Raw genomic sequence first — 14,674 nt, 5'->3', positions numbered from 1 at the left:
AATCTGCACCCTTTGCGTTAAAATAGGTAAATATTGCATTGAATGGCTTTTCTTATATAATAAAAAACCATGCTAAAAAAGGGAATTACTTTATTGCTTACACTGCTTACCTGCCATAGTTTAAGCGCGCAGCATGTATCGAAGCCTTTTCCCCAGCATACAATTTATACAAAAGGTTCCATCCTGCCCAATCACATCAATCAGCAAAACCTTGATAATAGCGTCCTCACTTTTTATTGGCAATGGAAAAGCCGCTATGTAAAACAGGCTGCGGATAAAAGCCAAAGTTACATCTGGTTTGAAAGGCCGGGCAACAAACAATGCGTATCCGAAGGACAAGGCTATGGCATGATTATCGCAGCCCTGATGGCCGGCGCCGACGCTTCTGCAAAAACAGTGTATGACGCGCTGTTCCGATATTATAAATTGCATCCTGCGCGCAAAGGGCAATACCTGATGGCATGGGCGCAGGATAAAAAGGGCAATAACACCGATCATTCTTCGGCAACAGATGGAGATATGGACATCGCTTATTCATTATTACTGGCCGATAAGCAATGGGGTAGCCGTGGTAATGTTAATTATTTAAAAGCAGCTAAATTGCTGATTGCCGATATCATGAAATATGAAATTAACCGGCAGCAGTTTACCATCCTGCTTGGCAATGATGTTGAAACCGATAGCGATGATTATTTTGATACCCGTACTTCAGATTTTATGCCATCGCATTTTAAAGCTTTTAAGGCCGCTACAGGCGATGTACGCTGGGATAAAGTAATTGATAACACCTATCGCCTTTTCGCCCGCCTGCAGCAAAAATACAGCCCGGATGCAGGCCTTGTGCCCGACTTTATACAGCAGGTAAACAAAAGCCCGCGTCCGGCCAGGCCTATGTACCTGGAATCGAAGTATGATGGCTGTTATAATTATAATGCCTGCCGGGTACCCTGGCGCATAGCCGCCGACTATTTATTATATGGCGATGAAAGGGCGAAAGTAATAACCGGCAAAATTAACCGGTGGATCCGGTCGACAAGCAGCGATAATCCTGATAACATATCTGCAGGCTACACATTAGCTGGTAACGACCTGCCCACCCGCCATTTTGAAGCATTGAGCTTTATAGCGCCTTTTGCTGTTTCGGCCATGACAGATTCTAAAAACCAGCAATGGCTAAACCATACGTGGGATTACCTGCTTCATTTTAAGCTGAAAGATTATGACTATTATGATAACAGCATTAAAATGTTAAATATGATCATACTCAGCGGCAATTACTGGAAGGTTTAGCTATTTGCCTCAGGGCAAACGCATGTAAATTGGGTTAACATAACTTAACACATTTCAGGCAAAACATCATACAAACATCTAATAATCAATAATTTATCATTTATCCATGGTTAACATTAAACTGATGTTTCATGTATACTGTCTGCCTCAATTATAAAAATTTTACCTTAATTTAAGCCATTAAACATTTGAATGAAAATTAGCGTATAAACCACGTGCTGAATACCCCTGTATAATGTTCAATAAACCCCTGTTAACATTTCTCCTGTTCTTGCTGCTCTTGCTAAACAGCAATGCTTTTTCACAGGACATCGGTTTAAAAATGAGCCGGGTTAACAGCTCAAACAGTATCTCACAAAATTCGATATCAAGCATATTAAAAGATAGTTATGGCTTTATGTGGTTTGGTACCCAGGATGGTCTTAACAAGTTTGATGGGTATCAGTTTACCGTGTATAAACATCAGTCAAGAAACAGCAAAAGTTTACAAGCCAACAATATTTTAACTATTTGCGAAGATAAAAAAGGTAATATCTGGGTTGGTACCCGCATGGGTGGGCTTAGTAAATACGATAGGGAAAAAGATGAATTCGTAAATTTTAAAGCCGACCCTAAAAAACTGTCGGCATTAAGCAATAATAATATCATCAGTCTTTTTAATGACGCTAAAAACAACCTTTGGATAGGTACCGATAGCGGTTTAAATCTGCTTGCAAATGGCAAAAACAGCTTTAAACGCTTTATTCATAACCCCAAAGATACCAATAGCCTTAGCAGCGCGTCTGTGTATTCCATTTGCGAGGATGGTTACCACCGGTTGTGGGTTGGCACAGATAATGGCCTGAATTTATACAACGAAAAAAGAGGAAATTTTAAACGGTTTACACACAATCCTAAAAACAGCAAAAGCATCAGCAATAATTCAATAAATGCCATTGCCGAAGACGAATACCACAACGTTTGGATAGGAACAAACAATGGCCTGAACTTAGTTAACAGGAGCAGCCTGACATTTAACCGCTATGCTAACGAGGCCGATCGCTACAGCGCTACCGGCAATAATCCCATTTATAGTTTGTCGGCCAATAAAGCGGGAAAACTTTGGGTTGGCACCAATACTACATTACAACTGTTAAATGTTGATAAAAAAGCTTTTATACCTATAAATCAGCCGTCTCCCGAAAACGAAAATATGCCAAATGATGGCATCTACGCTCTTTTTGCCGATCAGCAACATACATTATGGATAGGCACTTCAAGTGATGGTGTTTTAAAGTACGACAAAAATCTTAATGTTTTCCCCTCTTTTAAATCCTCACCCACTAATGCGCCATCGGCAAAAAATATCATCAGGGGTTTAGTACCCGATAGTAAGGGCAAGCTTTACTTAGCCACAGACGCAGGTTTGGTATACTTCAACCCGGCAACTGGTACCGGCATTACCTACTTCCATGATAGTTCGGCAAAAAACAGCCTGGTAAGTAACTACACCTCGTGTATTTTAATGACCAAAGCAAAGGATGCCCTATGGATAGGCACCTATAGCAATGGAGTTGACCGCTACGATCTTAAATCGAAGCTATTCAACCATTTTACAATGGGAAATAAGCCAACCGATATCAACAGCACCGCCGTTTATACTTTACTTGAGGATCGTAGCGGCAACATTTGGATGGGCACTTATCAGGGAGGCGTAAATACCTATGATGCAAAAACCAAAACAATAAAAAAATGGATTAATAACCCCAAAGATCCAAACTCGATAGCCGACAACTCGATACAAGCGCTGTACGAAAGCCATGATGGCCATATTTGGGTAGGAGGTTATTCAAACGGAATAAGTATCTATGACCCGGCCACCAGCAGGTTTTCAAGGCTGAACATTGAAAACAGCAAGCTTACCAGTAATGTAATAAGTTATTTTTATGAAGATAACGAACACATGTGGATAGGTACTATGGAAGGCGGTTTGAATTGCTATGATTTTAAAACAAAGAAAATAACTGCGTACACTGAAGATAACGGACTGATAAACAATACAGTAAATTACATAACTGCCGATAGCAAGGGATTTTTGTGGATTACTACCTTAAAGGGTATTACACGGTTTGATCCGGCTACAAAAACTTTCAGAAATTTTGGCGAACATAATGGGATCAAAAGCATGGAGTTTGGTTTGTCGAGCGGGGCCAGGCTGGCCGATGGCCGCATTGCTGTTGGCAGCATAAATGGTTTTAATATAATTGACCCGACTAAACTAAGTTTTAATAATAATGTTCCTGTTGTACGGATAACCGGCTTTAATTTATTTAACAAGCCCGCTCGCTTACCTGTATCAAACCCCGCTTTGAAACAAAACAGCTTTTCGGCCGGTCAAATCAAACTCGAGTATTTTCAGTCAGTATTCACTTTTGAATTCGCGGCACTTGATTATACAATTTCGCAGGAAAATAAATATGCCTACAAACTGGAAGGATTTGATCCCGAATGGCGATATATTGGAAATAAGCATACCGTTACTTATACCAATCTTGACCCTGGAACCTATACTTTTTTAGTTAAAGCATCCAATAACGATGGCGTATGGAACGATACTCCAACCACAGTTAAGGTAATAATTGTGCCTCCATTCTGGAAAACATGGTGGTTCCGCACAATGGCAACTATACTTATTTTGGGAGGGGTTTACATTGCGTATAAGCTAAGAGTTAATTTTTTTAATGCAAAAAAACACGAGCTCGAAAAATTAGTTGATGAGCGTACTGCACAGATAAGTAAACAAACCAGCGATTTAAAAACCTTAAACGAAGAGTTACAGGTGCAGGCCGAACAATACCAGGCTCAATCAGCAGAACTGCAATCGCAGTCGGAAGAATTAATTGACCAACGTGAAAAGGAACAAAAAGCCCGTGAAGAGGCTGAGAAGGCCAATATGGCCAAAAGTACTTTCCTGGCCACCATGAGTCATGAAATCCGTACCCCAATGAATGGTGTATTGGGCATGGCCTCGTTACTTTCAGATACGCGGTTGGATTCCGAACAAAGGGAATATACCGAAGCCATATTAAACAGCGGCGAATCGCTATTAACTGTTATTAACGATATCCTCGATTTCTCGAAAATCGAATCGGGCAACCTGCAGCTCGATCCACACAACTTTAATCTTAGAAAATGTATTGAAGATGTATTTGACTTGTTTGCATCAAAAACTGCAAGGGCCGGAATCGACCTGATTTATCAAATTGACGACGGGGTACCGCCCGATATTTTTGCCGATGGTTTGCGCTTGCGGCAAATTTTGATAAACCTGGTTGGCAACGCAATAAAATTTACCCACAAAGGCGAAGTATTTGTGTATGTAACCTCAACAGTATCTGATAACGATACTTTACAACTAATGTTAGGAATAAGAGACACCGGAATCGGAATTTCTGAAGACCAGATTGGCAATTTATTTAAAGCATTTAACCAAATAGACTCATCAGTAACACGCAAATATGGTGGTAGCGGGCTTGGCCTGGTTATAAGTGAGCGTTTGACCAAATTAATGGGCGGTCAAATCACCGTTCAAAGTAAAAAAGGGATAGGGAGTACCTTTACCTTTAGCATTAACTGTAAAAAAGGTATTCAATTATCCCAGGCTACAACATTGCCAGATGGTAAGATAGCTGAAGGAAAAAAAATGTTGGTTGTTGATGATAATGAAACAAATTTAAGGATATTAAAAACGCTCCTCGAAAAATGGAAAATTGATGTAACAGCCGTATCCTCCGGACAAGATGCATTATCAGTATTATCAGATACCAAGAATATCGACGTGGTTATAACCGATATGCAAATGCCCGATATGGATGGTATAACCCTGGCTAACCGTATAAAAGCATTAAGTGTTTTAAGCCCGATAATATTATTGAGCTCCATTGGCAACGACAGCAAAAAAAATTACCCACACCTGTTTACATCTGTACTTGCAAAACCAGTTAAGCAACAGCATTTTTATAACATTGTTGAAGCAGTGTTAAAAAATGAAGCAGTAGCCGGCGCCGAAAAGAAAACGAGTTTGTTATCAGAAAAGTTCGCGTTGGATTACCCCTTCAGAATGCTTGTCGCCGAAGACAACTTAATGAATCAAAAGCTCATCATCCGCGTATTAAACAAACTGGGCTACCAGCCTCATTTGGCAAATGATGGCCGGCAAGTGTTACAAATGATAGCACAAGAGCACTACGAAATCATTTTAATGGATATCCAAATGCCTAATATCGACGGACTTGAAGCCACAAAGCTTATCAGGAAAAAATATGGCGCCAAACCCATTATAATTGCGCTTACCGCCAATGCGCTTAGCGAGGATAAAGACAATTGTTTTAAAGTCGGAATGGATGGATATTTATCTAAACCTATCAACATCGAACTTTTATTGGCTGTCTTGATAGACGCTTACAATAAAAACAAAAGGTAAAAGCCACTCCTGAAGCTACCTGATATTTTTCCGGATACGGCTTAACGACGTTGGCGTAACCCCTATAAATGAAGCCAGGTATTTTTGCGGAATTTTTTGCAAATATGGCGGTTTTGACAACAGCTGAAGGTAACGCTCCTCTGCCGAGTCTCTTTGCAGCGCGGTAAACCTGTCAATAAGATTAAGCACAGCATCTTCCCAAAAGTTACGCATCATTTCCTGCGTTTTGGGATGTGTTTGGTATAGTTTTAACAATTTGGCTTTGGGCAAGTACATCACTTCGCTATCTTCAATTGCCTGCAAAAAATACACCGAGGGTTTCTCGCTTATAAAGCTATAAATATCAATAGCCGATGAATTTTTAAAAGCAAACCAAACGGATATCTCTACATCGCCGGTAAGGTAAAACAAACGCAAACATCCCTCCTGAACAAAAACAAGATCGCTGCAAATATCGCCCTCCTTTAAAAGAAACTCATTTTTGCATACCTGTCTTTTTTTAAAACGGCCAACAATATCATCCAGTTCGGCATCTTCCAACTTTACATAGTTATTGATAAAGTTTTTTAGTTCTGTACTCATGTTCACAATAAAAGTTGGTCTAAGTTCAGCAATTCTGCTGTAGAATCAACGTTGCCTGATAAATTATTGCAGGCAAAAAGCAGATGCTATAAATCGCTACCAATTATCGTGATGATCTACCCTTAATATCCTTTTTACCAATTCCATGCTAAGCGGCTTCTTAACATATTCTTTCACTATGGCATTCCCAAGCGCACGGTCAATATCGTGCCTGAACCGTGACGAAGAGACCATAATAATTTCACTATTGCTTCCATCGCCCAACTTTAAACGGTGGTATTCGTCAAGAAACTTCCAGCCGTCCATTACCGGCATTGCAATATCTAAAAATATAAACCTGGGTAGCTTACCCGAGCTTTGTTTGATGCTTAGCAATTGTTCTATGGCTTCCTGTCCGTTTAAACAAATAGTAATTTCCGCGTCTTTGGCTGCTTTTTTAATAAGGGTTTCGGCAATAAAATTATTAACCGCATCGTCATCAATGATCAGCACATTGGTGGTTTGATTATAATTCATTCAAATACAACAATTTAAAATAGAATTGTTTGACATTTTAAAAATATTTTAGATTTCCGGCTCAATTCCCGCTATTTCATGATTTACCTTCTCGTGTAGCAGGGCTTCCCTTAATTTGTCGATAAAATAAATAAGGTAAATTGCCAACAAATTGACAGACAGTTTAAAAGATAAATCGTCAGATGCGATTGAAAACAACCATTTTGGCATCATTCCAAAATCAACACCAAAATTAAGGCCGCTACTCACAGTACCGGAACCATAACTTAACGCCAGTTCAACCGCAGCACCGCCATTATATTGGTATGCATAACCAATAAAAGCAAAACTTACAATTTGCGGTACCTGGTTTAGTATGGATAAGCTTAGACCCCTGCTATATTGTGCGCCCAGGAGTAATTTTCCGCAATAGATAGAGAAACTGTACAATGCGAATGCAAGTAAAAAAAGCAACGCAATCACCCAGGTAATTTGCTCTGTTTTTGATAATATCCAAAAGGTTACCAACACGCCGGCTATACCACCCACAATTTGATACCAGCCCAATAACTCAAGCCGGGTTTTGCGTTGTTTTGATATAAAATCGGGAATCATAATAAGGTTTGTTATATTTATTAAATATAGCATTTAATACTAAATTAAATGTGCCATTTGTTCCTGATACTCTTCGGCCCCCAACCTTTATTAAATATAAAAAGCATAATCAATTTATGCAATGCTGTGTTACAGGTATCATCAGCCGGTTTCAGGGCAAAGTTATTGTCAGTCAGTATTTTTGCAACGCCATTAACGATAATTTTTACGACACATACTGCTAAATCGCTTTTAAAATCCCGAGATATCATTAAATTTGGAGTAACCTATTACTAATATCAACGTATACAAATTTTGTATATAAACCCGGTGCCAGGGGGCAGTTTTCTTAATTCAACACAGCATATTAACAACGTTCTATGTACAGGCCATGCCATAAGCTTAAACATATTATCAGTGCTTTACTTTTAATTTGCATTATAATACCGTTTAGCAGCTATGCTCAAAACGAAAGTCTTAAATTTTTGCATGTGGGCACTGCCGAAGGACTATCGCAAATAAACGTAAACTGCATTTTTCAGGATAGCCGGGGTTTTATGTGGATAGCTACCCGAAACGGCCTTAACAGGTATGATGGTTATCGTTTTATCACTTACCGATACGATGACAAGGACAGCAGATCATTAAGCAATAATACGATAACCGATATTGCCGAAGATAGTAGCGGCAACATGTGGCTGGCCACCCAGGGCGGCTTAAATATGTACCAGCGCTCAACCGGGCATTTTATAAGGTACCTGCATGACATTAGCCGCCCAAATAGCATTAATGATAACATTATTAACCGTTTACTTTTTGATAATGGCAATTTATGGATAGCAACCCAAAACGGCGGGCTCGACCGCTATAATTTAAAAACCAATACTTTTTACCACTTTCAGCACAATGATAAAGATGCCGGCAGTTTGAGCGAGGATAATGTACGTACCGTTTACAAAGATTCGGAAAAACGCATTTGGATAGGAACCGGTGGCGGAGGTTTAAACCTTTACAATCCTAAAACAAACAATTTTATTCATTTCCCCTATTATGACCCAGCAACAAAAACTATATTGGGTAAAATTATCCCTTGTATATTCGAAGATAAATTTCATAACTTATGGCTTGGCAGCCAGGGCGATGGCCTCTTTTTGTTTGATAGTGCCAATAAAACTTTTAAACGTTTTGTGCAGGACAAAAGCCGCACAGGTGGCATTTCATCCAATACTATTTATGCTTTAAACAGCGATGCAGCAGGCAATCTGTGGGTTGGCACCGAAAACGGTGGTCTATGCGTATTAAATAGCCAAACAGGCAAATTCAGCACTTACGAGCACGACGAGGTAGATAATAACAGTATTAATGGCAACTCTGTATACGGTATTTGCCGCGACCGGACGGGTAATATGTGGGTTGGCGCTTTTGGTGGGGGCATTAACCTGTCAAAAAAATCAACATCAAGCTTTACATTATACCGGCATAACAGCCACCCGCAAAGCCTTTCAAATAATTACGTGCTTGATTTGGCCGAGGATAAAGAGCATAAAATTTGGATTGGCACCGATGGCGGCGGCCTAAATAAGTTTGACCCGGCAACTAAAACGTTTAAGAACTATAAACAAGCAGCTAATGGAAAAAACAGCATAACAGGTAACTATGTACTTACAGTTAAACCAGATTATGAAGGGAAGCTTTGGATAGGTACCTGGGGCGATGGGCTTAGTGTATATGATCCTAAAACAAATGTTTTTACCAACTACAAACATGACGATGCCAAGCCACAGGGAATTGGCGGCAACAATATTTATTACATTTTACATACCCGCGACCGGAAGACCTGGTTAGCTACCTTTAACGATGGGTTAGACTGTTACGACCACAACACCAAAATATTTACTCATTACCGTTTTAACGTAAACGATCTCAAAGGAATAAGCAGCCCAAGGCCCTATGTAATGTTTGAAGATAAAAAAAGCAACCTTTGGATTGGCACTTCCGACGGCGGTTTAGACCTTTTTAACCGCACTACAAATACTTTTACGCGCTTTGTTCATGACGAAAAAACAAACAGTATAAGCAATAATGGTGTAACCGATATTTTTGAAGACGATAAAGGCCGGCTATGGCTGGCTACCCTTTCGGGTTTCAACCTGTTTGATCCGTTGCACAACCACTTTACTACGTTTACAAAAAAAGACGGTTTACCCAGCGATATTATATACGGCATAAGGGCCGACGATACCGGTAACCTCTGGATCAGCAGTAACGGTGGGCTATCTAAGTTTAATCCCGAAAATAAAACCTTTTATAACTATACAACAGAAGATGGTTTGCAGGGCGACGAATATAAGCCTCACTCGGCCTTAAAAACAGATGATAAAACCCTTTATTTTGGCGGCATTAACGGGTTTAATTGTTTTTCGCCGGGTAAAGTATTAAAACAGGCCGGTTTTGCTCCCCTGGTTATCACATCTTTTCAATTGTTTAACAAACCGCTTACCATTGCCACAAATGCCCAGGACCCATCGCCGTTAAAAAATGACATTACTGATACCCGCAACCTTACTTTATCCTACAAACAATCAGTGTTTTCATTTGAGTTTGCAGCACTTGATTATGCATCGGCAGATAGAAAGCAGTATGCTTATTATTTAGACGGCTTTGATAAAGAATGGAATTATATAGGCAACCATAATACAGCCTTATATACCAACCTTGGGCCTGGCACTTATCATGTACGGTTAAAATATCGTAATAGCCAGGGTTTATGGTCGCCGGTAACAACTCCGCTTCAGATAACTATTATACCACCCTTTTGGCTTACCTGGTGGTTTGATACGCTTGCCGTTATAGCATTTGCGGGCGCCATTTATGCCTTTTTCAGGTACAGAACGCATACAATAAGGCAACAAAAAGAATACCTTGAAATGCAGGTAAAGGAACGTACTGAAAGCATTACACAACTTACTATAGAAGAAAGAAGATCGCGCGAAGCGGCAGAGAAGGCCCGGGAGGAGGCAGAAAACGCCAACAAAGCCAAAAGTATCTTTTTAGCTACCATGAGCCATGAAATTCGTACCCCCATGAACGGTGTGATAGGCATGGCAACCTTACTGGCCAATACCGACCTTACCACGGAGCAGGCCGAATACACCGAAACTATTAAACACTCGGGCGACGCCCTGTTGACAGTAATTAACGACATCCTCGATTTCTCTAAAATCGAATCGGGCAACATGGAGCTGGAAGAGCATGACTTTAACATCAGAGATTGCGTGGAAAGCGTACTCGACCTTTTTGCCGATAAAGCGTCGAAATTAAACATCGACCTTATTTACCAGATAGCGCCCGGCGTACCAGAGCATATCATTGCCGATTCGATGCGCCTGAGGCAAGTATTGATAAACCTGGTAGGCAACGCAATTAAGTTTACCACCGAAGGCGAAATATTCATTGATGTAGAAAGGCTTTCGGGAGACGACGAGGATTTTAACTTGTCATTCACTGTCCGCGATACGGGCATCGGGATATCTGAAGATAAATTGTCGCGCCTTTTTAAAGCCTTTTCGCAGGTAGATTCAAGTACAACACGCAAGTACGGCGGTACCGGGCTTGGGTTGGTTATCAGCGAAAAACTGATTCACTTGATGGGCGGCCAGATTAAAGTAAGCAGCCAGGTTGCACATGGCACCACATTTAGCTTTAACATAAAAACCAGGGTGGGCATAAAAACCAATTCAAGCAATTTTAACCTGGATACCGCCAACCTTGAAAATAAGCAGGTATTGGTGGTGGATGACAATGCCACCAATCGCAATATTATGGAAAACCAGCTAAAGCATTGGAAATTTGTTCCTGTAATAGCCAGTTCCGGCGATAAGGCTTTAGCCATTTTAGAAGCTAACAATCAAATTGAACTTGTTATTACAGATATGCACATGCCGCAGATGGATGGCGCCCAACTGGCACGCAAAATAAAGGCAGCCCACCCCTCTCTGCCGCTGATTTTACTAAGCTCTATTGATAAACAAACCAAACGCGAGTTTGACCTTTTTAATGTAATATTAACCAAGCCGGCCAAGCACAATATATTGCTTAAACACATTATCGATCAGCTTAAAAGTGATAAAGCTGTCGCCGCCGATCAAAAACCTGCAAAAGATGGCCTGTCAAAAGAACTGGCTATTAAATACCCCTTAAATATTTTGATAGCCGAAGACAATGCGATAAACCAAAAGGTAGCCAAACAGATACTCAATAAAATGGGCTATCAGCCCGATATTGCGGTAAACGGCCGGGAAGCTATTGACGCGGTAGCAGCCAGGCCGTACGACGTTATCCTGATGGACATCCAGATGCCCGAAATGGACGGGCTGGAAGCAACCCGCCACATCAGGAAAAACATGGCCATACAGCCTATTATTATAGCCATGACGGCCAATGCGATGGTAGAAGACAAGGAAGCCTGCCTGCAAGCCGGCATGAACGATTACCTGAGCAAACCCATGAAGCTTGCCGAAATTATTGGTATGCTGGAAAAGTATGGGAAACTGGTAAATTCAGGAGGATAAACTTCACCTCATTTTTTTCTTAGTATTTATTCCTCGATTCGTTGTAAAAAGTTTTACCTTTTACCTCATATCCAGTTACAGCATCGTCACAAATCTAAAACTCCATAAATCAATATAAAACAAACCATTATGGCTTTACCCAATATCTTTTCGCAGCCCGTTGCTGATGGTATTATCGGAAGGATTAACACCCTTACCCCAGCCACCACTCCACAATGGGGTAAAATGAATGTATCGCAAATGCTTGCGCATTGCTGTGTATCGTACGAAATGGTTTACGAGCAGGAAAAACACCCCAAACCTAATGGCTTTATGAAGCTGATCCTGAAGCTGCTGGTAAAAAATAAGGTGGTAAGCGAAGTGCCCTACAAACATAATGGGCCTACCGCCCCGGCCTTTATCATCACCACCGAAAGAGATTTTGAGACCGAAAAAGCCAGGCTGATTGGCTACATCCAAAAAACGCAGCAACTTGGCGAAAAGGAGTTCGACGGAAAAATGTCGCATTCGTTTGGGCCTTTAAAGGTTGGGGAATGGAATAATATGTTTTATAAACATGTAAACCATCACTTAACCCAGTTTGGGAGTTAAATTTGGTGCTGATAAGCGTTTACTTTTAAATAAGCAAGGCGGTTATCCTAAATTGGTTAACCGCCTTGTTTGTCTTCAGTCGAATATAATAAAACAGGAATCATCTACCCAAACCCCTCCCCTTTAATTAAAAAGGGACGGAATTATACTCAACCTGGTGGGCTTCCCAAAGCGCCGGTACTTCCAGCTTACCAATCAACCTATCCAATACGGCACCGGGCACGGCGGCCTCGCGGCTTTTATTTTGGCGGTGCAGGTGGGTATAGGGCACCTCTACATAAACTATCTTTACCCTGGCTTTATAGGTGGTAAACAAATCAACCAGTTGCTGCCGCATCTGGCGGGTAGTGTTGGTGGCGTTCCATATAAAACCGGTTTGTTTACGCAGGTAAATTCTTGCTAACTCCTTAGCCTCCTGCACTACCTGGCCATTACCCGACTTATCCGTTGGCGAAATTCCCCGTGCCGTCCGGATATCATCCAAACACACCACCGGCATATCCGGGTAATTCTTTTGGATAAACGTGTTTTTACCGGCACCCGGCAAGCCACTCATCAATATTACTTCAAAGGCAGTCTGCTCAAAAGGAACATAATCCGCGTAGGCATTGTCATGTTGCAGGTAGTACATCATGGCGTCGTCATTGCCAAAATTACGTGCAGTTCCCCAGCAGTTCTGCTCGCGGCAAAATGCTTCAAAACAGTCTATTTTAAAAAGCATTTCCGCCTGGTCGGCACAGGTACGCCCCAGAACATCGGCACGCGCCAATAAAGCCAGCCATTCGGTATTAACCTCCATGCTGGCTATAATCAAAGCTTTTGCCGGGTCGGGTTTCTCAAATACCCAAAGCGGCAGGCCGTGGTACCTCACCAAGCCTACCACCTGTTCCCTGATGGCAAACGGGACAGGCACGTCCCTGTACAATATTTGCCTGGCCGTCATGGCGCCTTTACGCGCATGGCCGTTTGATGTAATACGCCCATCAGGCTCAACCACGGTGGTGCTATATTTTTCAACATCGTGCAGCAGCGCGGCTGCCCATAGTATTTCCTGCTCGTGTGCAGGCAGTTGCCGGTAAGCTGGTTGGGCAATCAAAGCAGCCAATACCATTTGCGTGTGAATAGCCACGTTACCTTCCGCATGGTAAATTGGGTCTTGCTGCACCCCTTCCATCCTGCTTACCCATTCAAAACGGGTTGCCAGGCTGTCCCAGTCTTTATGTTCATTAACGGCCCACATAGGTACCTCCTTCATTTTTTAAGCGGGCGCGTTTCCAGCTGCGCGTCCAGTGTTCGTCAGTTTTAACGTGTCCTTTGCGTACGTATTTAAATACGTTACGGGCAAACTCGTCAGTGGCATAGCCGTTTGCGTTACGGGTAACAATACCCTCAATGGTTGTTGGCGTGCCCGTAATAATATCGTGCGGCTCCAACGTCCCCCTGCCCGCAGTTAAAGCCAGTACGTCTTTTTCAAAAACCTGTTGGCTTGCCGGTGTTGTTACAACAGCAAGCTCGGGCACGGTTGGCAATCCTATCATTGCGGCATAAAACCGGGTTTCGTCCCAGCTTAACCAGCGGTCATGCTCGCGGATGCCAAACACATAAAAATGGCTGTCCAGGTTATGGTATTCGATGGAGTGTATCGCGTAAAGGTTCTCTAAAAAAATCTCGAGGTCGCCCAGGTCATTTTTAATCAATTGCCAAAAGCGACGGATGCTCTGTGTCCACGGTGAAACCGTTGGGGCGGCATGTGAGCGGGCGAATACACCATATTTCGACAGGCAATTATTCTCGCCATCCAGTTTTTCGGTATGTATCAATTTGGGAATCTGCTGCAGATGCGCCCAGTAGTCGTGTTGTATCCTGTCGTCGCTGGTAGTACCGGGCGAAAACGGGTAATGATACGTACGACCATATTTTTGTGAAATAGCCATGTTGTAAAATTTAAGAAATGGAAATAGTAAATTTGTTTCCTCCCCGCGGGTGTTGGGGAAGATCATTAAACATTTTTTATGCTAATGAGATTACATGGCTCAAAGTGTTGACAGACTGATTTAATCTGCGGCAAATGTAGAAAGATATTTTGAAT

General features: G+C 41.7%; 9 protein-coding genes. 4 read left to right on the top strand and 5 right to left on the bottom strand.

Going from position 1 to position 14,674, the window contains the following annotated elements; all coding sequences use genetic code 11:
• The first annotated feature begins 69 nt into the window (after positions 1 to 69).
• Entirely contained in the window at positions 70 to 1,290 is a 1,221-nt protein-coding gene (locus BMX56_RS14555) for a glycosyl hydrolase family 8 (protein ID WP_090649193.1), read from the top strand.
• A 322-nt stretch (positions 1,291 to 1,612) separates the two neighbouring features.
• Positions 1,613 to 5,752 (top strand): hybrid sensor histidine kinase/response regulator, encoded by a 4,140-nt coding sequence (locus BMX56_RS14550; RefSeq protein WP_177183819.1) that lies wholly within the window; start codon positions 1,613 to 1,615, stop codon positions 5,750 to 5,752.
• A gap of 15 nt (positions 5,753 to 5,767) precedes the next feature.
• Here the strand turns inward: BMX56_RS14550 and BMX56_RS14545 are convergent, their stop codons facing one another.
• The 3 genes from BMX56_RS14545 to BMX56_RS14535 form a co-directional block, all read right to left on the bottom strand.
• Entirely contained in the window at positions 5,768 to 6,334 is a 567-nt protein-coding gene (locus BMX56_RS14545) for a Crp/Fnr family transcriptional regulator (protein ID WP_090649187.1), read from the bottom strand.
• 96 nt (positions 6,335 to 6,430) lie between these two features.
• Positions 6,431 to 6,850, bottom strand: a complete 420-nt coding sequence (locus BMX56_RS14540; RefSeq protein WP_090649184.1) for a response regulator — start codon at positions 6,848 to 6,850, stop codon at positions 6,431 to 6,433.
• 48 nt (positions 6,851 to 6,898) lie between these two features.
• Positions 6,899 to 7,444 (bottom strand): hypothetical protein, encoded by a 546-nt coding sequence (locus BMX56_RS14535; RefSeq protein WP_143065447.1) that lies wholly within the window; start codon positions 7,442 to 7,444, stop codon positions 6,899 to 6,901.
• 359 nt (positions 7,445 to 7,803) lie between these two features.
• On the opposite strand from BMX56_RS14535, the gene BMX56_RS14525 reads away from it, so the two are divergent.
• Both BMX56_RS14525 and BMX56_RS14520 read left to right on the top strand, forming a co-directional pair.
• Positions 7,804 to 11,994 (top strand): hybrid sensor histidine kinase/response regulator, encoded by a 4,191-nt coding sequence (locus tag BMX56_RS14525; protein ID WP_090649174.1) that lies wholly within the window; start codon positions 7,804 to 7,806, stop codon positions 11,992 to 11,994.
• 129 nt (positions 11,995 to 12,123) lie between these two features.
• On the top strand, positions 12,124 to 12,585 hold the full coding sequence (locus BMX56_RS14520) for a DUF1569 domain-containing protein (protein WP_090649170.1): 462 nt from the start codon (positions 12,124 to 12,126) through the stop codon (positions 12,583 to 12,585).
• A gap of 127 nt (positions 12,586 to 12,712) precedes the next feature.
• Here the strand turns inward: BMX56_RS14520 and BMX56_RS14515 are convergent, their stop codons facing one another.
• Both BMX56_RS14515 and BMX56_RS14510 read right to left on the bottom strand, forming a co-directional pair.
• Positions 12,713 to 13,840 carry an AAA family ATPase gene (locus tag BMX56_RS14515; protein ID WP_255369847.1) on the bottom strand — a complete coding sequence of 376 codons (1,128 nt, stop codon included), beginning with the start codon at positions 13,838 to 13,840 and terminating at the stop codon, positions 12,713 to 12,715.
• Complete coding sequence (locus BMX56_RS14510; RefSeq protein WP_090649534.1) at positions 13,812 to 14,519, bottom strand: RNA ligase family protein; 708 nt, start codon at positions 14,517 to 14,519, stop codon at positions 13,812 to 13,814. Before BMX56_RS14510 ends, BMX56_RS14515 begins: the two co-directional genes overlap by 29 nt.
• Positions 14,520 to 14,674 lie beyond the last annotated feature (155 nt).

It is taken from the genome of Mucilaginibacter sp. OK283 (genome assembly GCF_900110415.1).
GTDB lineage: Bacteria > Bacteroidota > Bacteroidia > Sphingobacteriales > Sphingobacteriaceae > Mucilaginibacter.
Note: the sequence above shows the minus strand (reverse complement) of the source record. Positions and strands in the feature narration are given on the sequence as shown.